The sequence below is a fragment of the Bacillus cereus group sp. BfR-BA-01523 genome (genome assembly GCF_022662615.1).
Taxonomy (GTDB): Bacteria; Bacillota; Bacilli; order Bacillales; family Bacillaceae_G; genus Bacillus_A; species Bacillus_A mycoides.
Genome location: NZ_JAKUDX010000003.1, coordinates 512,478 through 534,128 on the forward strand (window position 1 = coordinate 512,478; position 21,651 = coordinate 534,128).

Below are 21,651 nucleotides of genomic sequence, written 5' to 3' on the forward strand. Positions count from 1 at the left end.
TCTCTTTGATAACGTTTACATTTATATAGATTATTTATGTTATTTATTTCACAATATTGTATGCATGTATATTTAATTGGTTTCATTATAAAGCAACATATCAATAGTAAATATGTGATTTTCCGTCCATTTTGTGAACAAACCAAAAATGAAAGCGTTTCCTTTATTATATACTAAAAAAACTTACTACGCTAGGGGCAATTTTTTAATCTACTAATCATCTACTTTTCTTTTTTTCATTAACCTTATACAATTTTCAGAAATTATATTATAAAATATATGTATGACTTAAGGAGGCCATGTATGAATCAAAATAAAAAAGCTATATTAGATCTTGTCTTTTATCTCGTATTCCCATTCCTCATTTGGAAATTTGCAAAACCTTATATCGATCCTTATTACGCAATGTTAATTTCCTCTGTTCCGGGGATTATTTATACACTGTATACCTTTAAAAAAGAAAAACAGCTTAACGTTACAGGGTTCTTTATTTTAATTACACTTATTTCTAATACAGCGGTAGACTTAATATCTGGGTCGGCTGAACGAATGCTATGGAATGATGCATATTATCATATCGTACTTGGCTGCATCGTTATATGTACAATCTTTATAAAAAAACCACTCATGTTATATTTCGCAGCTGATATCGCAGCACTGCAAGGTCATGATCGTGATAAAAGTCGTGAGCTTTATCGTGATAGTCGTATATATCCAGCACTGCAATATTTAACACTATTTTTCGGCCTTCAATTTATATTAAAAAGCTTCTTGAAAATCTATTTCATCTCTGTTTTCGGTGTAGATGGATATGGTGAAATGAGAGCTATTATGACCGCTGTTGGCTGGGGGATTTCTATTTGTATCGGAATTGGATTTGTATGGGTAAACAATAAAATACATGCGGTTACTGAGGAAAAAGAGTCTGTGCAATAAACAAAAATCCCCTAGCATCTTGTTATACTAGGGGATTTTTGTTTTGCTAAACATATTACGAAAAAGTTAGCTTGATTTTTTTCTTTTATTTTTTACATTTCGATAAAACAAAGCAGCGCTCAGTGGCATAACACCAAACCATTTATTTAAGAATGGCTCTTTCTCCGCACGACGTTGTTGTTTCTGTTGTTTTCGATCCTCTTTTGGAGCATCCATATATGACACAAATTGCTGTGTCACAAAGCGTACATAATCATTAGTAGACATATTATCATCACCTCTACTTGATTAGTATGTCCACTTTTTTATTCATTAATCTTTTGCTTTAATTCATTCATAATTTGCTTTACCGACTTATTTGTCGTATCGATATGAATATCAGCCTCTTCATAATAAGCTCGGCGCGATTCAAATTTCGTTATAAATGCATCTATATCTTTCTTCTGAAATAGTGGACGTGTCGTATCTTCACGAAGCCTTTCTGCAATTACATGTGGATCACAATATAAATACACAACAGTTCCATTTTCCTTCATCCACTTTCGATTTTCCGCTCGTTCAATAATCCCTCCACCCGTTGTAATAATTACATTCTGAACCGGTAGTGAACGTAACATTTCACTTTCATATTCCCGAAAAGCCATTTCGCCTTCTTCGGCAAAAATATCACGAATTGCCTTCTCTTGCTTCTCTTCAATTTTTTGGTCTGTATCTACAACATCCATATGAAGTTCTTTACTTAACACTTTTCCAATTGTTGTTTTCCCAGCTCCCATATAGCCAGTTATGTATATAGATTTCATTTTCGTTCCTCTCAATCATCCGTTATTATTTGTTATTATAACGAAAGATGTTACTTTATTTAATAAAAAAACGTTTTGTTCTTCTTATGCTATGAAGAACAAAACGTAACATACTCACTATTTTCTCGTAATCAAACAAGCTGGCTCACTTTTACTTATAAGTACCTCTTCTCACCCACTGCGTTGCAATCCATTTCTCACCTTTCGTTACAGGTGCTCCTCCATGTAACGTAAGCTCATTTAGTAATTGATCTTGATAAAAATACTCAAAGTATACTGCCATTCCCTTTCTAGGGTGTACAGAAAGATTTAATTTCGGAAAGAATGTTTCCCCGCCTTCTTCTACATCATTTAAGTACATCACAAGAGTACTTATACGATTATTAGCAGCTGACCTGCTATGTTCTGCAAAATAATCATAGTGCGCTTTATATTCTTGATCCACTTCATAATTTAAAATGTGCAATCCTTCTCCATGCGCTACAGGAACATTCGTGATAGATGAAATTCGTTTTTCAATCTTCGAAGTAAGTTCATTCTCTTCCAAAAATGCACCACTACTCGTTCGAATATCATTTACATCACGTGATGAACCAACTTTAGAACGTTTCATATTATTTTTAGACAATTCAATCAATTCAGCGCACTCTTCATCACTTAATACATTTGCTAATACAACAATAAGAGGTTCTTCGAATTTTGAAATAATTTGTATTTCCCTATCCTCTGTCATAATCGTATTTCCTTTATGATCAAAAATAGTTTGTTCCTTACTTTCACCTATTTGATTGTTATTTGTCATTTTCTTATCTCCCTAGAAAAAATGATTGGATAGCATGAATATATCATATTCTTTCTACCTTTCTCTTTTTTGAGAAAATTTAAACTTTTGAACATCATTCTTATCCCTTTCCTCAAAGAAATTGACTCCCTCCACAATAGAAACTCATGGTTCTTCTCCATATATTTTACATATTATCCTTCTACCCAATCAAATATTTTATTATCCTTTTTCCTATAGTGAAAGCTCACTGTATAGAAAACTCTCTGTTTTGTAACACATTGCAACGAAATGATAATAACATCATTTTCAAAGACGTACTTTCCACTCACTTCTCCTCTTTCATACTGAAATAAAAAAACATCCTCTTTTTCTTTTTGCTGTAAGTCTCTTTTTATATCTGAAATAGCTCGATCAACAAGTTCCTCCATGAAAAAACTTTGTTCTATTTCAGAATAAAATTTTTTATCCGAAAGTAACATATTCGTTTCGTACATCAAAAATGAAATGAATAAAATAAGAAAAATAATTGTTCCTGGCATTACAAATCCATTTTGTTTTCTCATGTTTCTATCTCAATTTCACTATAGCGCACAGCCACGCCTTCATATATTTCACCACTTATATCTTTCACATATATATATAACAAATGAGGTGTTAATTTATACGAAATCGCTTCAATCCTTTGTAATATAAATTCCCTTCCGCGCATATTTACTTTTCTTATTAAATTACTATTCAACTTTTCATACGTCACCTGATCACCATTACGAAGTTGGAAGCGTAAAATATTCCCACCGTTTTCTAGCTCTATCTTCCTCCCACTTAATACTTCACGAAACTCTAATTGCATTTGTCCTAAAAACACATCCCACTCCCAGTCATTTAATCCTTTTGAATGTGTATTTTCTATCCCCATAATATGAAGACGCGGTAAAAGTAAAAAGAACATTGATAAAAGCAACAAACATGCAATCATTTCTATTAATGTAAATCCCGCTTCTTTTTTATTTTTCCTTTGCATAAAGGCATTGCTCCATCGCTTTTCCTCTCATATCTTTCCACATCGTACAAACTTCATCTCCTCTCCAATATGTGTAATATACAATTCCTTTTATGACTTGCTCTTTTACTCGCTTTTCCTCATTCTCATACTTAAATAAGGCCGCTTCTTTTTTTAATAATATTAATGCTTTATAGCTCATTTTTATATTTTTTCTTTCTTGCATAATTAATAATGTTTGCGGGAGCAATAACGATGCCGCCATCATTATTAAACTTAACGCTACAACCATTTCAACCATTACTGATCCTTTTTGACACTTCACGATACGTAAATCTCCCTCTTCCAAGCTGAAATACAATCTCATATTTATACCCTCGATAGGAAAGTAAAATCGTACCACCCCTATTAATATTCCCGCTCGGATTATATGTCATTGGATTTGGAAAGGTATGCAAATCCATTTGGACATCTTTATCATATTCTCTCTTAACAATTAATAGGTCTGTCTCCGATTCCGAAATATAATACATATGTTTCTCTTTAAACCAGCGTAACGTATAATGTTTTTGACGCTTAATCGCTAACTGCTGCATATACAAAATATCATTTGAAAACTGTTTCAAAAACTGCTCAACTTTTTGTTTTTCATGTAATGAAGTAACGTTAAAATGCGTAACAACACTAAGTACAGAAATAGCAAATAAGACAAGTAGCATTTCTAAAAGAGTAAAACCTTTTTGCTTCACGATTTCCCAGCTGATACCGTACCATCATCGGAAATATGGATTGGTTCACCTTTCGGACAAGTTTTTGAAGTAATATACTTTCCTGTTTCAAGTTCCTCTATTGATGGAATCTTATTATGTTGCAAGTGATATGCTTGTATTTGTGCTTCTATAGATTTCACATAGGCTGCACATCCTTTTCCTTGGACGGATGAGCGCTGTGTAACTACATTTGGAATAATTAATAGTAATAATACAGTTATGACAACCATAACTAATAACATTTCTAAAAGAGTAAAACCCTCCTCATTCTGCATGTAAATGCCCCCTATATAGAATTCATCATTTGAAACATCGGCATAATCATCGCTAAGTACATCAAAATGACTATAACCCCAAGACATGTAAATAAAATGGGTTGAATCACAAATAACATACGTTTAATTTTTTGTTCTACCTTTTCAATAATGAGCTCACTGTAATCACCAAGCTCATTTGCTAAATTACCGTTTGCTTGTCCATGCGTAATGATATAAGAAAGTTCTTTCTCGTAATAACCGCTTTTATCAATAATAGATTGTAACGGTTCTCCTGCAATTAATTGCCGCTCAATTCGGTCTGCTTCATACTGAAAGAACGGATGATACTTTTGCTTCATCATTATTGTTAATGCTTCGTGTACGGACAATCCACCGTGTAATAAACCACTTAATTGAGTGGAAAAATAATGCGAATGATTTAAAATAAGAAATGTTTTCATAAGGGGAATACGGATCATAATCTTTACCTTTTGAGTAGGCGGAAGTTTTCGGAAATAAAATATATATATACTAAATCCCGTTATAACGATAAGAACAATCATATAAATGAAGTAGGGTAATAATTTAATTGCAACTAAAATTTGCTCCGTAAGTGGTGGTGCTGTAGAACGTAAAGAACTATACATCATTTCAAACTGAGGCAATAAAATGAGGTTAAAAACAGAAAGCATAATCATTAAAAAAAATGATAAAAACATAGGATATCGCATTACTTTCATCATATCTTTCCTATATTTATCTTTCTTGTAAAGAAGTACGCTTCCTTGTTGCAAAGCAAAAGAAATGTCACCATGTCGCTCTGCATAAAACAAATAACTTAACATCTCAGAGTGAAACATTAATTGGTGAAAAGAAGCGTGCAAACTTTGTCCATTTTTCAATCCCTCGATCATACGCTGTAACTGTAATTTCTTTCCTAATGGTAGTTGCAACTGCAAAAATTCTAACGCCTGCAAAAGTGAGTAACCTTTCTCTAATAAATCACTTAATCTTTTACATAATAATGCTTGATCACTTAAACTCCATTTTCTCTTAAACATATACATCTTCTTCTAAAAAGCCTAAAGCATACCCTTTTCGAACCGACGATTCCAACGTTTTATAGTAATACGTAACATGTTCTCCACTTGCTTCTTTAATCGCTTGTTTTAATTCATATCCATATAACAGTTCATAAATGCTTGCCTGTCTCACTTTCCTCATTGATTTACATAAAGTTGCACACTTCCCTCTGCAAAATGGACATTTTAATTCGACGAGCCGCTGAGCAGCTACTGCTAATAATGATTGTTCAATTTCTTGCCTTGTAATACCATAATCCATAAATCGTAGTATCGCTCCTTTCGCATCATTTGTATGCAAGGTTGTCATTACTAAATGTCCCGTCAAACTGGCCCTTACAGCTACTTTTGCTGTTTCTTCATCACGAATTTCGCCAACTAAAATAATATCTGGATCATGACGCAAAATAGCCTTTAATCCCGTTTTATATGTGATACCAGCTTTTTCATTTATTTGAATTTGTAATAAACCGTCTTTTCTTTGCTCAACTGGATCTTCCAGTGTAATGATGCGACGTGTTTGCCATTTTCTAGCTACTTCTAATAACGCATACATTGTTGTTGTTTTTCCAGAACCAGTTGGCCCAGTAAATACGAGTAACCCATGAGAATGCTTTAAAAAAGAGAGTAATTTTTCCGCTGAACTTGGAAATAACGAAAGATGAGACAGTGGCTGTACAGATGCTTGTAAATGGATGCGAATAACGAGACTTTCTTGATATACTGTTGGAAGTGTTGAAAGGCGTAAATACACTTCTTGTCCATCAATTTGTAAGTACAACGAACCATTTTGAGGTTTTCTCCTCTCTCCTATATCCATTGATGCTAAAAATTTAAAGTGTGAAACAAGCTTTTCTCCAAATTCTTTCTCAATACACCGTTTCGTAATTAAATCTTTTCCAATACGTAATTGAATCGCCACATCCTTCTGCCTGGGCACAATATGTAAGTCCGATGCTTGCACCCTACAAGCTTCTTTCATAATCATATTTGCAAAAAGCTCGACACTATTCATCAAGTTTCCCTCCTCACTATGTATATATCATAAAAAAATGCACAAGAAAAATTAGAGATTTTGTATTTTCACTAAGAGAAAAAGGAAAAATATGTTTGTGAAATTATGAACAATTTCTGAACTATTGTCTGAAATTACCTATATAGAAGTTTATCTGTATTATAATGTTAATATCTTGGATAAAGTGATAAAGGTGGAGATCCTCATGGAACAAGCTTTAAAAATTACAGGTGTGTTATCTGACCCTACTCGTTATTACATTTATAAATATATTTCGCAAAAACATAATTACGTAACTGTACAAGAAATTGCAGATGAGTTTAACATTCATCCAAACGTGGCGCGTTTACATTTATCAAAATTAGAAGATGTTAATATGCTCAAATCAGAAACAAAAAAAACTGGGAAAGGCGGCAGACCAAGCAGACTATACGTCTTGTCTCAAGATGTCATCCAGTTACAATTCCCATTTCGCGATTATCAATTATTAGCGCAGATAGCATTTAATTCACTGCTAAGCTTAGGTAGTGCTGGTGAAAAAGCGCTATATGAAACAGGGAAACAATTCGGCAAAGAATTAATGCAACAACATATGCATCGCTTAAATGTAAGTGCAGAAGCATTGACGATAGAACAAAAAATGCTAATCGCAAAAGAAGCATTCTCAACAGCTGGCTTATCCCCTGCTTTTGAATTAAGTACAGATGGCACAAAAATTTTCTATGATGTACACAATTGCCCATTTAAAGAAGTTGCTGCGCATCATCCGACTGAAATTTGTAATATGCACGGAGATATGATGAAGGGGATTTTTGAAATCCTATTCCCGAACGTGGAATTAACACGAAACGATAGTCTACTAGATGGCTGCAAATCTTGTAACTATAAAGTGAAACTTTAATCAGTGGGGGTTTACGGGCAGCCCGACTCCCACCTAACTTCTTTGCTCAAGCCGAATTTTGAGGTGGGAGTTTTACTGCCCACAAATAGCGGGATAAAGTTCAAATTTAATTTTTCAACTAAGAAGAAGTCAATATTATAATTGGCTTCTTTTTATACGAATGAATATTTACAATAGTTAGAAAAATGAACTATAATGAAAAGAGGTTTTACTTTTTTTAGAAAAGGAGGGAGATGGCATGGAGCGCATGTTTCGCGTTCTCGGCTTTTGGACTGGAATTTTCTCGGTTATGTTTTACGTAGGGGATATGCATTCGACCGCACTACTATTTTTAGGACAAACAGGATTCTTCGTACTTTTAAGTTATTTAAAATTAACAGAGCGTATGTATATATACGTATTCGGGGCATATTTAACCGTTTTCTTCATCGGATTTACATGGTACACAACATTTTTACTTGTCCCTGGAGCTGGGCATTAAGAGATGGCAAATTGCCATCTTTTTTTTAATTCCGTAATTCCCTAGTTGACTTATAGGTTTTATTACCTTATATTCTATATAACACATTGGAATTAGGGGGAATCAACATGAATACACTGCTTGTCGGGATTAACATCACAGTCATGCTCATTTTAGTTGGCGTATTGTATTATATGCAACGTAAGCATGTATCTTTTAATAAACGTGTATTTACTGCTTTAGGAGTCGGAATTATCTTTGGTCTTATATTACAATTTATTTATGAACCTACTTCTAAAGTAATTATCGAATCAAATACTTGGTTTGGCTTAATCGGTAACGGTTATGTGAAATTACTTCAAATGATCGTTATGCCACTTATTTTAGTATCTATTATTTCAGCATTTACAAAATTACAATTAACGAAAAACCTTGGTAAAATCAGTGGTCTTATTATCGGAATTTTAATTCTTACTACAGGAATTGCCGCAGCTGTCGGTATCGCTGCAAGCGCAGGATTTGATGTATCAGCAACAGGATTACAACAAGGTGATGCAGAATCTGCTCGTCTGAAATTAGTAGAAGAAAGATTTACTTCTATTGAAAAGACAACAATTCCAGATAAATTATTAGAATTGTTGCCTACAAATCCGTTTCTTGATTTAACAGGTGCTCGTCCAACATCAACAATTTCTGTTGTAATATTTGCAGCCTTTATCGGGATCGCCTTTATAGGTGTAAAACGAAAATATCCAGAACAAGCAGAGCTATTTAAGAAGATGCTTGATGCTGTATATGCAATTGTAATGCGTATGGTAACATTAATTTTACGTCTTACTCCATACGGCGTATTAGCTCTTATGGCAAAGACAGTTGCTGGTAGCGATATTAACGCTATTTTAAAACTTGGTAACTTCGTGTTAGCGTCTTATGTAGCTCTTATCGTAATGTTTATCATTCACTTATTATTAATCGCACTATCTGGTTTAAATCCAATTCAATATTTGAAAAAAGTATTCCCTGTACTAACATTTGCATTCACATCTCGCTCTAGTGCTGGTGCAATGCCATTAAATATTGAAGCACAAAAAGAAAAACTTGGTATTTCTGAAGGAATCGCTAACTTCGCTGCATCCTTTGGGGTATCTATCGGTCAAAACGGTTGCGCAGGTATTTATCCAGCAATGCTTGCTATGATGGTCGCTCCAACTGTAGGAATTGATCCATTACAACCACAATTCATTTTAACTTTAATCGCTGTCGTTGCTATTAGCTCATTCGGTGTTGCCGGTGTTGGTGGCGGTGCAACATTCGCAGCGTTAATCGTACTATCTACAATGAACTTACCAATCGGCATTGTCGCTCTTGTTATCTCAGTTGAACCATTAATCGATATGGGTCGTACAGCTCTTAACGTAAGTGGTTCTATGACAGCTGGTCTTATTTCTAGTAAATGGCTTGGTGAATTAGATCAGGATACGTACAATCAAGATGATGTAAAAACTGGTGAGATTGCTTCATAATAAAAAAAGACGCTAACAATTTATACTGTTAGCGTCTTTTTTATTATGTTCCATCTCTATACATCTTCTCTTGAAAGTTATCACTCCAAGTATTCTTCTAGTTGCTCTTTTAACTCTTCCTCAATCTCATAACAAGATTCATCAACAAGTTCCCCTACTTTCTTACTCCCCCAAACTCTCGACTGAGTTGGCATCCCTAAAAAAGCATTTTCGCATCTCCAAATTGGAATAATGTAAAATTCAATCATCTCCCCTTCTTCATCTAATACCGCTATAGAAACTGATGAATAATATCCTATTTCAAAGGGATTCTCTTTTTCTCTTTCAAATCCCATATCTAATTTCATATTTTCCCCTATGTATAAATGCGAATACGCTTTAAAAAATCCAAGTGATATTCGCTCTATTTCCTTTTCCATACATTTAATGTTCTCTTTCAACTCCAATGTAAACTCTTGTTCTTTATACTTCATTTCCGTCTCCACACACATAGAAAAAGAGAATACAATAACATATTCTCTTTTCTCAAATATATTTCATTATCTCACAGCCCGTCCCTTTCACAAATAACCATTTTGCTCGCACCATGTATGAAATTGTCCTACATCTACTCCAACTAACACGATATCCTTTAGCTCTACATCAATACTTTGTTCTCCAATTACAATAGCAAAATGGGATTCTAATTGTTTTTCATTTTTCTTTACAGTTCCAATTCGGTTCCGATGCGGCCCATCTTTTATATATGCTTTTTGTCCTACAATATCAAAGTTCAAGATTCTCACCTCTTTTACTGCGCTCAAATTGGAAATACAATCTCCACCTCGGAAAATTTCCTTTCATTGCACTATTTCTCTATATATATGACGAAACAATAAAAGAGTCCTTCCTTCTTTACAATTATTTTTTCTTTGTTTCATTTTTATGATTGAAACGTAAAGTTTATAATAAAATACACTTGGAAGCGCTTTCTACGTAATTTTTTATGTTATAATATAAAAGTAGAACTTCGTAAAGAGGGTTAAAAAATGAATATAAACATGATTAACAAAGTAATTGAAGCATTAAAAGTATATGGCTTTCAGGATGTATCATTCTGTGAAGAAACGAAGCAATTTTTATTTCATAACGAAACCGATATTATGAGCGGCTATGCAGAAATAACATATAGTAGTCAATTCGAAAAATTTAACGTACAAATTCATCCAATTGAAACGCATCACCAAGCAGAGTTACAAGAGGTTGAAAGACATATACAAGCTTGCATACGAAAAGTAGAGTATTTAAATGCACTTCTTACTGGACAAACAAAGCTAGATGATAAAATTATTATTATGTAAAAAAAAAAGAACGTGAAGCTATCACGTTCTTTTTCATTATACGTTCATTTTCCCCTTCAGCTGTAATCCTGTAACAGATTCTAATACATCCATCGCTTCTTCAAACGTCATATCAAAAATTGTCTTCTCTTCTATATAGGGAAACTGTCTAAAGCGCTTTTCTAACATTTTCACTGCATCCGATGTGAAGTTTGCGCTATCAATGCCAAATTCTGTTTCAAGAAGCACAATCCAATCTAACACATGAAAGCCTAATCCATTTACGAATGAAATAAGTTTTTCTTCTGGCTGTGGAGATAAGAATACGTTTCGCTCCAGCTCACTGAAAAGTTCTTCTCCTAAAATTCCTGCTAACTCATCATCATGTTCGCGTTCAATAATCTCTTCATAACCGTAATCATCAACAAGCTCTTCTACTTCTTCACTATCCGCAAAAAGCAATTGACTAAGAATTGCATCTTTCTTAAATTCACTGTTTTGTACAACCTCTAAAAAACTTGTTTCCCATCCATTTTCTAATTTCATATTTATAACTCCTTTATATGCTTTACTTATAATAACTGTGCCCAAAATAGCCTAATGGTAACCTTCACTCTTTTTTTGCAAGAAATATTTCTCACTGCATTCCCACGTCTAACATTCCACTTTATTCAATATATATGAGACAAGCCCCTCAATTTCTCCTTCGAAAATATCAACTTCTCGTAAATGGTAGAATGTCGTTTGCAACTCATTGCCCTTGTGATATATATAAATTTTCTTTTCTAAAGCAATTGCCATCCCTAATTCTGTATGACTTCCATTCCCACCCTCTAGTATGAGTAAGAAAACATCAGCTTCTCGTATCGCTTCTTGTTCTTCTTCACCAATCTTTTGCAATTGTTCTCTATTGGTTGCTCTTTCATTTTTCGTCCAATCATATGTATGCTGCCATCCCACTTCTTTCAACTGGCTTGATACGAAACGAACAAGATGTTTATTTTGAAATCCTGAAGCAATATAAAATTTCATTTATATTCACTCCTTAAATATGTATGGGGAAACTCCTTTTTTAGCGTTAATGGGATTTTTTCAAAAAAAATCCCCATCCTTAGAACTTATTTGCGTTTCAATGATGGGGTGCCTCATGATCTTCTTTTATTTTTTGTTTTTTATAACTTTCATCAGCTAACATTTCTAGTTCAGCTGTTATTTCTGATTTTTCAAGCTCTCGTTCTTGTGAAAATTTCCGTGAAATATAAACAATAACACTACCAACGTACAACACAAAGCATATAATAAGTGCAGTATTTTCATAGAGACTTAGCTCCAACACAGTCACTCCTAATCCATTCGTATTTTCACGCTTAATCAATTGGAATTTCCCTATTAACCATTTGTTACCCCGCTATTTGAGGGCAGTAAGACCCCCACCTCAAAATTCAACGAAAACAAAGAAGTTAGGTGTGGGATTAACTGCCCGTAAAAGCCCGATTGGTGAGGGCTAATAATCAGTGGGGATGAACCCCCCACTGATTAAAGTTTCACTTTATTGTAACATAAAAATATCAATTCTTGGAATCTTTCATCCTACTAAAAAAGACATGATTGTTTAATCATGCCTCTGAAATATGTTGAATGAGAGTTTTAATCGCTTCTTTTCCATTATATTTTTTTAATGCTGTTTTATACGTCTCATTATTATGAGATAGCTCTTCTATATGCTTTATAAGTGAGTTCACCGTTACATCCTCTTCATATAATACCGATGCATACCCTTGTCTTTTAAAGGATTCAGCATTTAAAATTTGATCTCCACGGCTTGCAAATTTCGATAACGGAATTAAAACCATCGGCTTTTGCATTGTTAAAAATTCAAAAATCGCGTTGGATCCCGCACGTGAAATAACAAAATCTGTTGCTGCTAATATATCCGGCAACTCTTCATGTACATATTCAAATTGTCTATATCCTTCTTTATTTTGTAAGGATTCATCAAGATTTCCTTTTCCGCAAAGATGCACAATTTGATAATTTTTCAGAAGATCTGGAAGTGCCGATCGAACCGTTTCATTAATTTTCTTTGCGCCTAAACTTCCTCCCATAACAGTAATAACTGATTTCTTCCGGGAAAACCCTAGAAACTTTAAACCTTTTTCAAGATTTCCTCTTAGTACGTCTTCACGTACAGGCGATCCTGTATATATTACTTTTTCTTTCGGTAAATGTTTCGCTGCTTCTTCAAATGTAACAAATATTTTCGAGGCAAAACGGAGCGCAATTTTATTTGCTAGTCCAGGTGTCATATCAGATTCATGTAATAAAACTGGCACTCTATTTAGCCACCCTCCTATTACGACTGGTACGGATACGAAACCACCTTTTGAAAAAATAACATCCGGTTTTAGTTTACGAATTGTTACGTACGCATCCATAACACCCTTCATCACGAGAAAAGGATCTTTTATATTTTTCAAATCAAAATAACGACGTAGCTTCCCGCTTGCAATACTATGGTATGGGATTCCTTCTTTTTCTATAATCGTTTTCTCAATCCCTTGATGAGAACCAATATAAGAGATATCCCAGTTCTGCTTTTGTAAATGTGGAATAATTGCTAAATTAGGTGTTACATGCCCGGCCGAACCGCCACCTGTAAAGACTATTTTTTTCATACGTCTCCCCCTTCTACACTATAGTACACTAAAATACCTTGCCTCAGGGTGAGAAAATACCATAGCCGTTACAGACGCTTCTGGCTCCATCATAAATCCTTCTGTTAATGAAATACCTATTTCTTCTGGATGAATTAAGCGAAATAATTTTTCTTGATCAGCAAGTTCTGGGCATGCTGGATAACCAAATGATACGCGTATTCCTCTATATTTTGTACGGAATCTCTCTTCCATCGTCAGTTCAGGTGAATCTGGAATTCCCCAACGATCACGAATGAGCATATGTGTTTTTTCAGCAAGTCCTTCTGCTAATTCAAGTGCTAACGACTGAATCGCATGACTGCGTAAATAATCTCCCTTCGCCTTCCACTCCTCTGCAATATCTCGAACCCCTTCTCCAACGGTAACAGATAAGAAAGCGACATAATCCATCTCATCTCCAATCGGGCGTATATAATCTCCTAAAGTACGGTATGGTGCTTTCCCTTGTCTCGGAAATTCAAATCGCTCTATAATACGTGTGTGATCTTCCGGATCGTATATAATTATATTTTGTCCATCACTTTGCGCCGGGAAAAATTGATACACCGCTTTTGGGCGTAACCAAGATTGTCCTTCTTGTAATAATTCATCAATTAAATCATTTAGCTCATGTGCTCTTTTATCCCCTTCTTGCAAGAGTTTTTTTACGTTTCCTTTTAACCCAAGATGGTGTCCAATTAACATTTGTCTATTTAAAAACGGTGCAAGATGAAGGGCAGGAATATCCCGTAATACAACTCGTTTCGTCGAATCTGGCACTATAACAGTTGCTTTTGGCAACGGCTCAATAACTGCGGGAATTTCTATTTTTTTCTCCTCTTGTTTCACAATATGAAGATGGCGTTCCTTTTTATCTCGCTTCATCTTTTCACGTTCTTCTTCTTTTTGTAATTTGTTAATAATATCAAGACCTGTCATTGCATCACTTGCATAACATACGAGCCCTTTATAAGATGGAGAAATACGATTATCTGTAAATTTCCTCGTTAGTGCTGCACCACCTACAACAATTGGAATATCAATATTCGCTGCTTTTAAATCTTCAGCAGTCGTTACCATTTGTTGCGCTGATTTTACTAACAAACCAGAAAGGCCAATAATATCAGGTTTCTTTTCTTGTACTTCTTGAACAATTCGATCCGAACGAACATTAATTCCTAAATTAATAATTTCATATCCGTTATTTGATAAAATAATTTCAACAAGGTTTTTCCCAATATCATGTACGTCTCCTTTAACAGTCGCTAATAATACTTTCCCTTTTTTTGCACTCTCACTAGATTCCATATGTGGCTCTAAATAACTTACGGCAGCTTTCATACTTTCAGCACTTTGCAATACTTCAGCAACGATAAGCTCATTACCATTAAATAATCGCCCCACCTCATCCATTCCTGTCATAAGCGGCCCGTTAATAATATCCAGAGGTTTTCGTCCTTCTGTAAGCGCGAGACTTAGATCTTCTTGTAGTCCTTGCTTCGTACCTTCTACAATATAATTTGCCAGTCGTTCATCAAGTGTTAGCGTTTCTTGTATAACGACATCTTTCTTTTTGGCAACACGATAAAAGTTTGTAAATTTTTCTAACGTCTCTTTCGTCGTTTCAAATAATAATGCATCCGCAAGACGTTTTTCTTCCTCTGGAATTAACGCATAGCGTTCTAATTTTTCCGTATTAACAATCGCATAATCTAATCCTGCTTTCGTTGCATGATATAGAAAGACAGAGTTTAATACTTCACGTCCAGCTGGTGGTAAACCAAAAGATATATTACTCACACCTAGAATCGTTAAACATTCTGGTAACGCTTCTTTAATAAGACGAATTCCTTCTATAGTCGCTGCCGCTGAACCTATATATTCTTCATCACCTGTTCCTACAGGAAACACAAGCGCATCAAAAATAATATCAGATGGGCGTATACCATACTTTTTCGTTAGTAATTCATAGCTTCTTTTAGCAATCTCTATCTTTCTTTCTGCACTAACTGCCATACCATCTTCATCAATTGTCCCTACAACTATCGCAGCACCGTATTTCCGAAGAAGGGGTGTCACTTTTTCAAAACGTTCTTCTCCATCCTCTAAATTAATAGAATTGATAACACCTTTTCCTTGAATATAAGTAAGAGCTTTCGCCATAACATTTTCATCTGTTGAATCAATCATAATCGGTACTTTTAACACTTTCGTAACTTCTGCCAAGAATCTTTCCATATCTTCTATTTCATCACGATCAGGGTCTGCCATACAAATATCAATAATATGAGCATTTTTCTTCACTTGCGCTCTTGCCACTTCAGCAGCCTCTTCAAATTTCCCTTCTGCTACTAATCTTTTAAACTTACGCGATCCAATTACATTCGTCCTTTCTCCAACAAATAAAGGCCTCATAGAATCATCATATTGCAACGCTTCTAGTCCACTAATTCCATGTCCAACCCTTTCATGATGCTCACGAGGATTAATCGAGGCAAGCGCCGATTTCATTACACGTATATGTTCTGGTGTTGTGCCACAACAACCACCAATAATATTAATCCATCCTTCTTCAGCAAAACGTTTTACTTTTTCAGCAAGTGACGCTGGAGATTCGTGATAATGCCCATCTTCATCAGGAAGACCAGCGTTTGGATAACACGAAATATAACACTCCGATAAATCAGATAGGGAACGTATATGTTCCCTCATAAATTCTGGACCAGTAGCACAGTTTAATCCAACCGATAATGGCTTCATATGCTCTACCGATAAATAAAAGGCTTCGATCGTTTGACCCGCTAAAGTCGTTCCCATCGGTTCAATTGTTCCAGAAATCATAATAGGTACTATTTTGTTTAGTTCTTCAAACGCCGATTGAATTCCAATGTACGCAGCTTTCACATTACGCATATCTTGACTCGTTTCAACGAGTAATACATCAACTTCTCCTCTTAATAGTCCTCTCGCTTGCCTTGTATAGGCTTCAATTAACTCTTCAAAAGTCACACCACCTGTAACACTAATCGCTTTCGTCGTTGGTCCCATCGCTCCCGCAACATACACTTCTTTCCCACTTTCTTTAACCGCTTGCTTCGCCAAAAGCGCTGCCCTTTCGTTTAACTCTTCATCTAAATGAGACAATGCATAATCACTTAATACAATATTTGTTGCACCAAACGTATTCGTTTCAATAATATCTGCTCCAGCTTCAATGTAGACTTTATGAATATTTAAAATAACATCCGGTCTTGTTTTTACTAAATATTCATTACAACCTTCGTATTCTTCTCCTCCAAAATCTTCCGCTGTTAAGTCTTCTTGCTGGATCATCGTTCCCATTGCACCATCTAATATTAAAATTTCATGTTGTAATCTCTCTTCTATTCGTTTCATCAATTAATACCTTCTTTCACTTCTTGCTTTTCTCTCACATATTTCACGAGATGTTCTGTAATTTCATATTTTAAAAACGGTGTAATAAGATAAATACCGTTAAAGTATTTCATCGCCGCATCGATCAACTCTTGTGAAATACGAATCCCTTCCTCTATGGCTGCATCTTTCGTTTCATGTCCATCCATTCTTTGTCTTATCTCTTCAGGGAGAGTAATACCCGGCACTTCAAAATGAAGAAAATCTGCGTTCCGCTTACTTACCAACGGCATAATTCCAATAAAGATAGGTTGTTCCAAATGCTTTGTCGCTTCATATACTTCTTCTATTAAAGCAACATCATATATCGGCTGCGTTAAGAAATATTCAGCACCTGCATCAATTTTTCGTTCCATTCGCTTGACCGCTGCTTTTAAATGCCTTACATGAGGATTGAATGCACCTCCGACAGAAAATCTTGTTGCCGGACCAATTGATTTCCCTAAAATAGAGCGTCCGTCGTTCATCTCTTTAATCATTTTAATGAGCTCTATCGATGACAAATCATATACAGAAGTTGCACCTGGGAAATCACCAACGCGCGCTGGATCACCAGTTAAAGCTAGCACTTCCTCCATACCTAATGCTGATAATCCAAGTAAGTGAGACTGTAGTCCAATGACGTTATGGTCTCTACACGTTAAATGCGTCAATACTGGAATATCATGCTTCGTTAATAATGCACCCATAGCCATATTCGAAACACGAGGAGATGCTAATGAATTATCTGCTAGAGTAATAGCATCCGCTCCAGCCCTTTTCAGTGCTCTTGCCCCTTCAAAAAAACGCTGCGTGTCTAACGTTTTCGGTGGATCTAATTCCACTACAACTGTCGTTTGTTTCTTTGCCTTTTCTGCTAGAGTAACATGAGCTCTCGAACGCTTCTCATGTGTATGGACCACTTTAGGCCTTTGAATCGTCTCCTTTGCTATTACAGGTGCAACATTTAGAGTAGCACGTTTCATTCCTTCAATATGTTCCGGGGTAGTACCACAACAACCACCTAATAAACGAATACCTTGTTCAATAAATTTCGGTGTCATTTCTTCAAAATACGCTGGACTTCCCTCATATACGTAACGCCCTTCCACATAATTCGGGAGACCTGCATTCGGATATGCTGATAAATAGCCATTTTGAGGAATCGATATCATTTTGAAAGCTTCCGTCATGTGAAGCGGGCCTAGTTGACAGTTCAACCCAACAACATTGGCACCGTAATCTAAAAGCTGTTTTAATATTTCATTGACATCATTCCCATTTTGAGTCGTACCTGCCTCATGTAACGCTAACTGAGCAACAATCGGAATATTCGTTTGTTTACGCAATACTTTAACCGCATGCAATAATTCAAATTCATCATAAAAAGTTTCTAATAGTAATCCATCAACCTGTTCTTCTAGTAAAGCACCTGCCTGCTCAAGTAACATAAATTCTCGCTCTATATCAGTCGTTGTAACAGCACCAATATGTTTCATACCTCCAATTGTCCCTAAAATTGCATTCCGATCTGTTACTGATGCTTTCGCAATATTCACTGCCGCTTTATTAATTTGGACAACTTGATTTTCTAGACCATACATGCGGAGTTTCGCTTCATTCGCACCATACGTATTCGTTTGAATAACATCCGCTCCAGCAGCTACATATTGTTTATGGATCGATATAATTAAGTCCGGATCAGACAAATTCAATTCTTCAAAACTACTTTGTAAACCATGCGAATGTAATAACGTTCCAACCGCACCATCACCTATTACAATTCCTTTTGATAATAAATCTAGTAATTTCACGAATCTCCCTCATTTCTATCAATATAAAAACCCCCTCTTCACTTTGAAGAGGGGGACATAATTGTTCCTCCTCTTATTATGCAAAACACACGTTTTGCAGGTTTTAGCACCGTTTCAAACATTTAGTTTGAAGGTTGCCGGGTTTCACAGGGCCTTTCCCTCCACCGCTCTCAATAAGAGTTTGTCTTTATTATTTTATTTATGTAGCTAAAAGGAAATACGTTCCCCTTTTAACAATGTTTGTTAATTTTTTATAAATTTAGCACGCACTAAAATAAAAGTCAATGACACTTGCGGAAAAATAAAAATTATTTAAAATAAAGTTGCAATTCAATTATCTTTTGTTGTAAAGTTAAAACCATAATAAAATTTCATACGAACATTCTTATCTAGAGAGGTAGAGGGACTGGCCCTTTGACGCCTCAGCAACCATTAACATTCATTCGTTAATAAGGTGCTAATTCCAGCAAATTGTGAAAGATTTGACAGATGAGAAGAAGACTCTATTCAATCCGAAAGCCTTCTTCTTAGAAGGCTTTTTTTATTTTCACTTAGTCGTTCACTTTAAAAAGGGGGAATTTTTACATGTCAACAATCGAAACAAAACTAGCACAAATCGGGAACCGTAGCGAAGCTACAACAGGAACGGTTAATCCACCTGTTTATTTCTCAACTGCTTATCGTCACGAAGGAATTGGTAAATCTACTGGATTTGACTATTCAAGAACTGGAAATCCGACTCGCGGCCTTTTAGAACAGGCGATTGCAGACTTAGAAAGCGGTGAGCAAGGGTATGCCTGTAGTTCAGGAATGGCGGCTGTTCTCCTTGTCCTTTCACTATTCCGTTCCGGAGATGAGCTTATCGTATCTGAAGACTTATACGGGGGAACATATCGTCTATTTTCCGAACATGAAGACAAGTGGAATATTCGATGTAGATACGTAGATACACAATCTATTAAACAAATTGAGCAAGCAATCACATCTCAAACGAAGGCTATTTTCATAGAAACACCGACTAATCCATTAATGCAAGTAACTGATATCGTAAGTGTAGCAAGTGTAGCGAAAAGGCACGGACTACTTCTTATTGTAGATAACACGTTCTATACACCTTATATACAGCAACCATTAACAGAAGGTGCAAACATCGTCCTTCATAGCGCAACTAAATATTTAGGCGGTCATAACGATGTACTAAGCGGACTTGTCGTTGCGAAAGGGAAATCTCTTTGCGAGGAGCTTGCTCATTATCATAATGCCTCTGGTGCTGTCTTAAGCCCGTTTGATTCATGGCTATTAATTCGAGGCATGAAGACTTTAGCACTTCGCATGAAACAGCATGAAGAAAACGCTCATGCAATTGTTGCTTATTTAAATGATGAAGATGGTGTGACAGATGTATTTTATCCAGGAAGAGGTGGTATGATTTCATTTCGCCTTCAAGATGAAACTTGGATTAATCCTTTCTTACAATCTTTATCCTTAATTACATTTGCTGAAAGTCTTGGCGGTGTCGAAAGTTTAATGACTTATCCAGCAACGCAAACTCATGCCGATATTCCAGAAGATGTTCGAACAGCACGTGGTGTGTGTAATCGTCTTCTCCGTTTTTCAGTCGGCATCGAAAATAGCAACGACTTAATTCGAGACTTAAAGCAAGCAATTAAACTTGTAAAAGAAGGTGTAAGAATATGAGTTATTCCATAGATACGCTTTTACTGCATAATCAATACAAGCATGACTCACACACAGGAGCTGTTAACGTTCCCATCTATAACACATCAACATTCCATCAGTTTGATGTAGATGCTTTCGGAAAGTATGACTATAGTAGATCTGGAAATCCAACACGTGAAGCTCTTGAAGATATCATTGCTTTATTAGAAGGCGGGACAAAAGGATTTGCCTTTGCATCAGGCATTGCAGCCATTTCTACTGCATTTCTCCTTCTTTCACAAGGTGACCATGTTCTTATTTCAGAAGATGTATATGGAGGTACTTATCGAATTGTTACTGAAGTTCTCTCCCGTTATGGTGTTTCACATACATTTGTTGATATGACCAATGTGGAAGAAGTAAAAGAAAACATTAAACCAAATACGAAGCTCTTTTATGTAGAAACACCTTCTAACCCACTTTTAAAAGTGACAGATATTCGTGCCGTTTCTAATCTTGCAAAATCTATTGGTGCTCTTACTTTTGTTGATAATACATTTTTGACACCACTATTTCAAAAACCGCTTGATCTTGGCGCTGATGTCGTTCTTCATAGCGCTACAAAGTTTATTGCTGGTCATAGCGATGTCACCGCCGGATTAGCTGTCGTAAAAGATGAAGAACTCGCTCAAAAGCTCGGCTTTCTACAAAACGCTTTTGGTGCTATTTTAGGACCGCAAGATTGTTCTCTCGTGCTTCGCGGCATTAAAACATTGCATGTACGCCTCGAACATTCAGCTGCAGGTGCCAACAAAATCGCACATTTTTTACAAGAGCACACTAAAGTTCAAAATGTCTATTATCCTGGCTTACAAACACATCTTGGATTTGACATTCAACAATCTCAAGCTACATCAGCCGGAGCTGTCCTATCTTTCACTTTACAATCAGAAGACGCACTCCGCCAATTTTTATCAAAAGTAAAATTACCTGTCTTCGCAGTTAGTTTAGGAGCTGTCGAATCGATTCTTTCCTACCCAGCTAAAATGTCACATGCAGCATTGTCGCAAGAAGCTCGTGATGAAAGAGGTATTTCTAATTCATTACTTCGGTTATCCGTTGGCCTTGAAAATGTTGACGATTTAATATCCGATTTTGAAAATGCCCTTTCTTATGTAGAAGAACCTGTAAATGCATAAAGGGAAGAAACGAAGCTGT

General features: G+C 35.6%; 26 protein-coding genes and 2 riboswitches. Of the genes, 8 read left to right on the forward strand and 18 right to left on the reverse strand.

What is annotated here, in order from left to right; genetic code table 11:
• Positions 1–60: 60 nt before the first annotated feature.
• Positions 61–177, forward strand: a complete 117-nt coding sequence (locus MR066_RS11040; RefSeq protein ID WP_080019198.1) for a GTP pyrophosphokinase — start codon at positions 61–63, stop codon at positions 175–177.
• Between the two features lie 126 nt (positions 178–303).
• Complete coding sequence (locus MR066_RS11045; RefSeq protein ID WP_002145755.1) at positions 304–936, forward strand: VC0807 family protein; 633 nt, start codon at positions 304–306, stop codon at positions 934–936.
• A 66-nt stretch (positions 937–1,002) separates the two neighbouring features.
• On the opposite strand, the gene MR066_RS11050 is transcribed toward MR066_RS11045, so the two are convergent.
• From MR066_RS11050 to comGA, 10 genes are all read right to left on the reverse strand, one after another.
• Positions 1,003–1,203 (reverse strand): YqzE family protein, encoded by a 201-nt coding sequence (locus tag MR066_RS11050; RefSeq protein ID WP_002015009.1) that lies wholly within the window; start codon positions 1,201–1,203, stop codon positions 1,003–1,005.
• A gap of 38 nt (positions 1,204–1,241) precedes the next feature.
• Positions 1,242–1,739 carry a shikimate kinase gene (locus MR066_RS11055; RefSeq protein WP_002129082.1) on the reverse strand — a complete coding sequence of 166 codons (498 nt, stop codon included), beginning with the start codon at positions 1,737–1,739 and terminating at the stop codon, positions 1,242–1,244.
• Between the two features lie 151 nt (positions 1,740–1,890).
• Positions 1,891–2,541, reverse strand: coding sequence for a 2OG-Fe(II) oxygenase (locus MR066_RS11060; protein ID WP_002088615.1), 651 nt, complete (start codon positions 2,539–2,541; stop codon positions 1,891–1,893).
• A gap of 173 nt (positions 2,542–2,714) precedes the next feature.
• Entirely contained in the window at positions 2,715–3,086 is a 372-nt protein-coding gene (gene comGG, locus MR066_RS11065) for a competence type IV pilus minor pilin ComGG (protein ID WP_033709423.1), read from the reverse strand.
• Positions 3,083–3,544 carry a competence type IV pilus minor pilin ComGF gene (gene comGF, locus MR066_RS11070; protein WP_002088620.1) on the reverse strand — a complete coding sequence of 154 codons (462 nt, stop codon included), beginning with the start codon at positions 3,542–3,544 and terminating at the stop codon, positions 3,083–3,085. Before comGF ends, comGG begins: the two co-directional genes overlap by 4 nt.
• Entirely contained in the window at positions 3,528–3,824 is a 297-nt protein-coding gene (locus MR066_RS11075; RefSeq protein ID WP_002088621.1) for a hypothetical protein, read from the reverse strand. Before MR066_RS11075 ends, comGF begins: the two co-directional genes overlap by 17 nt.
• Complete coding sequence (gene comGD, locus MR066_RS11080) at positions 3,817–4,272, reverse strand: competence type IV pilus minor pilin ComGD (RefSeq protein WP_002088622.1); 456 nt, start codon at positions 4,270–4,272, stop codon at positions 3,817–3,819. The genes MR066_RS11075 and comGD overlap by 8 nt, the downstream gene beginning before the upstream one ends.
• Positions 4,269–4,568: a competence type IV pilus major pilin ComGC gene (comGC, locus tag MR066_RS11085; protein WP_002088623.1), complete on the reverse strand. Its 300-nt coding sequence runs from the start codon at positions 4,566–4,568 to the stop codon at positions 4,269–4,271. The genes comGD and comGC overlap by 4 nt, the downstream gene beginning before the upstream one ends.
• Before the next feature lie 11 nt (positions 4,569–4,579).
• Complete coding sequence (gene comGB / locus MR066_RS11090) at positions 4,580–5,617, reverse strand: competence type IV pilus assembly protein ComGB (protein WP_002138336.1); 1,038 nt, start codon at positions 5,615–5,617, stop codon at positions 4,580–4,582.
• Positions 5,604–6,647 (reverse strand): competence type IV pilus ATPase ComGA, encoded by a 1,044-nt coding sequence (gene comGA, locus MR066_RS11095; RefSeq protein ID WP_242247137.1) that lies wholly within the window; start codon positions 6,645–6,647, stop codon positions 5,604–5,606. Before comGA ends, comGB begins: the two co-directional genes overlap by 14 nt.
• A gap of 205 nt (positions 6,648–6,852) precedes the next feature.
• Between comGA and MR066_RS11100 the strand changes: the two genes are divergently transcribed.
• From MR066_RS11100 to MR066_RS11110, 3 genes are all read left to right on the forward strand, one after another.
• The gene (locus MR066_RS11100; RefSeq protein WP_002014995.1) at positions 6,853–7,548 is read left to right on the forward strand and encodes a helix-turn-helix transcriptional regulator; all 696 of its coding nucleotides are present in this window, start codon (positions 6,853–6,855) and stop codon (positions 7,546–7,548) included.
• A 238-nt stretch (positions 7,549–7,786) separates the two neighbouring features.
• Entirely contained in the window at positions 7,787–8,029 is a 243-nt protein-coding gene (locus MR066_RS11105) for a DUF2626 domain-containing protein (RefSeq protein WP_002015110.1), read from the forward strand.
• 107 nt (positions 8,030–8,136) lie between these two features.
• Positions 8,137–9,531, forward strand: coding sequence for an L-cystine transporter (locus MR066_RS11110; RefSeq protein ID WP_242247138.1), 1,395 nt, complete (start codon positions 8,137–8,139; stop codon positions 9,529–9,531).
• An 80-nt stretch (positions 9,532–9,611) separates the two neighbouring features.
• Here the strand turns inward: MR066_RS11110 and MR066_RS11115 are convergent, their stop codons facing one another.
• Positions 9,612–10,004, reverse strand: a complete 393-nt coding sequence (locus tag MR066_RS11115; protein ID WP_098635942.1) for a hypothetical protein — start codon at positions 10,002–10,004, stop codon at positions 9,612–9,614.
• 87 nt (positions 10,005–10,091) lie between these two features.
• The gene (locus tag MR066_RS11120; RefSeq protein WP_002015115.1) at positions 10,092–10,307 is read right to left on the reverse strand and encodes a DUF3912 family protein; all 216 of its coding nucleotides are present in this window, start codon (positions 10,305–10,307) and stop codon (positions 10,092–10,094) included.
• A 252-nt stretch (positions 10,308–10,559) separates the two neighbouring features.
• Between MR066_RS11120 and MR066_RS11125 the strand changes: the two genes are divergently transcribed.
• Positions 10,560–10,871 carry a hypothetical protein gene (locus MR066_RS11125; RefSeq protein ID WP_002165070.1) on the forward strand — a complete coding sequence of 104 codons (312 nt, stop codon included), beginning with the start codon at positions 10,560–10,562 and terminating at the stop codon, positions 10,869–10,871.
• Positions 10,872–10,907: 36 nt separating this feature from the next.
• Here MR066_RS11125 and MR066_RS11130 read toward each other — a convergent pair whose 3' ends face one another.
• From MR066_RS11130 to MR066_RS11155, 6 genes are all read right to left on the reverse strand, one after another.
• A complete protein-coding gene (locus MR066_RS11130; RefSeq protein WP_002015119.1) occupies positions 10,908–11,396 on the reverse strand; it encodes a hypothetical protein in 489 nt (162 codons plus the stop codon).
• A gap of 108 nt (positions 11,397–11,504) precedes the next feature.
• The gene (locus tag MR066_RS11135; protein ID WP_002034029.1) at positions 11,505–11,882 is read right to left on the reverse strand and encodes a nucleoside 2-deoxyribosyltransferase; all 378 of its coding nucleotides are present in this window, start codon (positions 11,880–11,882) and stop codon (positions 11,505–11,507) included.
• A gap of 97 nt (positions 11,883–11,979) precedes the next feature.
• Complete coding sequence (locus tag MR066_RS11140) at positions 11,980–12,222, reverse strand: DUF3966 domain-containing protein (protein WP_085960924.1); 243 nt, start codon at positions 12,220–12,222, stop codon at positions 11,980–11,982.
• Positions 12,223–12,466: 244 nt separating this feature from the next.
• Entirely contained in the window at positions 12,467–13,525 is a 1,059-nt protein-coding gene (locus MR066_RS11145; RefSeq protein WP_242247139.1) for an undecaprenyldiphospho-muramoylpentapeptide beta-N-acetylglucosaminyltransferase, read from the reverse strand.
• Positions 13,526–13,543: 18 nt separating this feature from the next.
• Positions 13,544–16,942: a methionine synthase gene (metH, locus tag MR066_RS11150; RefSeq protein ID WP_016100612.1), complete on the reverse strand. Its 3,399-nt coding sequence runs from the start codon at positions 16,940–16,942 to the stop codon at positions 13,544–13,546.
• Positions 16,942–18,774, reverse strand: a complete 1,833-nt coding sequence (locus MR066_RS11155; RefSeq protein WP_061674786.1) for a bifunctional homocysteine S-methyltransferase/methylenetetrahydrofolate reductase — start codon at positions 18,772–18,774, stop codon at positions 16,942–16,944. Before MR066_RS11155 ends, metH begins: the two co-directional genes overlap by 1 nt.
• A 70-nt stretch (positions 18,775–18,844) precedes the next feature.
• Positions 18,845–18,954: riboswitch (SAM riboswitch) on the reverse strand.
• A gap of 202 nt (positions 18,955–19,156) precedes the next feature.
• A riboswitch (SAM riboswitch) is annotated at positions 19,157–19,270 on the forward strand.
• An 89-nt stretch (positions 19,271–19,359) separates the two neighbouring features.
• Between MR066_RS11155 and MR066_RS11160 the strand changes: the two genes are divergently transcribed.
• Both MR066_RS11160 and metC read left to right on the forward strand, forming a co-directional pair.
• Entirely contained in the window at positions 19,360–20,472 is a 1,113-nt protein-coding gene (locus MR066_RS11160) for a methionine biosynthesis PLP-dependent protein (protein WP_002015129.1), read from the forward strand.
• Positions 20,469–21,632 carry a cystathionine beta-lyase gene (gene metC, locus MR066_RS11165; RefSeq protein ID WP_002088638.1) on the forward strand — a complete coding sequence of 388 codons (1,164 nt, stop codon included), beginning with the start codon at positions 20,469–20,471 and terminating at the stop codon, positions 21,630–21,632. Before MR066_RS11160 ends, metC begins: the two co-directional genes overlap by 4 nt.
• Positions 21,633–21,651: the final 19 nt, after the last annotated feature.

What these genes read in the sequence shown, in the direction of transcription:
- MR066_RS11040 (WP_080019198.1), top strand. Translation starts at nt 61, where the DNA reads ATGCATGTATATTTAATTGGTTTCATTATAAAGCAACATATCAATAGT.
- MR066_RS11045 (WP_002145755.1), top strand. Translation starts at nt 304, where the DNA reads ATGAATCAAAATAAAAAAGCTATATTAGATCTTGTCTTTTATCTCGTA.
- MR066_RS11050 (WP_002015009.1), bottom strand. Translation starts at nt 1,203, where the DNA reads ATGTCTACTAATGATTATGTACGCTTTGTGACACAGCAATTTGTGTCA.
- MR066_RS11055 (WP_002129082.1), bottom strand. Translation starts at nt 1,739, where the DNA reads ATGAAATCTATATACATAACTGGCTATATGGGAGCTGGGAAAACAACA.
- MR066_RS11060 (WP_002088615.1), bottom strand. Translation starts at nt 2,541, where the DNA reads ATGACAAATAACAATCAAATAGGTGAAAGTAAGGAACAAACTATTTTT.
- comGG (WP_033709423.1), bottom strand. Translation starts at nt 3,086, where the DNA reads ATGAGAAAACAAAATGGATTTGTAATGCCAGGAACAATTATTTTTCTT.
- comGF (WP_002088620.1), bottom strand. Translation starts at nt 3,544, where the DNA reads ATGCAAAGGAAAAATAAAAAAGAAGCGGGATTTACATTAATAGAAATG.
- MR066_RS11075 (WP_002088621.1), bottom strand. Translation starts at nt 3,824, where the DNA reads ATGGTTGAAATGGTTGTAGCGTTAAGTTTAATAATGATGGCGGCATCG.
- comGC (WP_002088623.1), bottom strand. Translation starts at nt 4,568, where the DNA reads ATGCAGAATGAGGAGGGTTTTACTCTTTTAGAAATGTTATTAGTTATG.
- comGB (WP_002138336.1), bottom strand. Translation starts at nt 5,617, where the DNA reads ATGTATATGTTTAAGAGAAAATGGAGTTTAAGTGATCAAGCATTATTA.
- comGA (WP_242247137.1), bottom strand. Translation starts at nt 6,647, where the DNA reads ATGAATAGTGTCGAGCTTTTTGCAAATATGATTATGAAAGAAGCTTGT.
- MR066_RS11100 (WP_002014995.1), top strand. Translation starts at nt 6,853, where the DNA reads ATGGAACAAGCTTTAAAAATTACAGGTGTGTTATCTGACCCTACTCGT.
- MR066_RS11105 (WP_002015110.1), top strand. Translation starts at nt 7,787, where the DNA reads ATGGAGCGCATGTTTCGCGTTCTCGGCTTTTGGACTGGAATTTTCTCG.
- MR066_RS11110 (WP_242247138.1), top strand. Translation starts at nt 8,137, where the DNA reads ATGAATACACTGCTTGTCGGGATTAACATCACAGTCATGCTCATTTTA.
- MR066_RS11115 (WP_098635942.1), bottom strand. Translation starts at nt 10,004, where the DNA reads ATGAAGTATAAAGAACAAGAGTTTACATTGGAGTTGAAAGAGAACATT.
- MR066_RS11125 (WP_002165070.1), top strand. Translation starts at nt 10,560, where the DNA reads ATGAATATAAACATGATTAACAAAGTAATTGAAGCATTAAAAGTATAT.
- MR066_RS11130 (WP_002015119.1), bottom strand. Translation starts at nt 11,396, where the DNA reads ATGAAATTAGAAAATGGATGGGAAACAAGTTTTTTAGAGGTTGTACAA.
- MR066_RS11135 (WP_002034029.1), bottom strand. Translation starts at nt 11,882, where the DNA reads ATGAAATTTTATATTGCTTCAGGATTTCAAAATAAACATCTTGTTCGT.
- MR066_RS11145 (WP_242247139.1), bottom strand. Translation starts at nt 13,525, where the DNA reads ATGAAAAAAATAGTCTTTACAGGTGGCGGTTCGGCCGGGCATGTAACA.
- metH (WP_016100612.1), bottom strand. Translation starts at nt 16,942, where the DNA reads ATGAAACGAATAGAAGAGAGATTACAACATGAAATTTTAATATTAGAT.
- MR066_RS11160 (WP_002015129.1), top strand. Translation starts at nt 19,360, where the DNA reads ATGTCAACAATCGAAACAAAACTAGCACAAATCGGGAACCGTAGCGAA.
- metC (WP_002088638.1), top strand. Translation starts at nt 20,469, where the DNA reads ATGAGTTATTCCATAGATACGCTTTTACTGCATAATCAATACAAGCAT.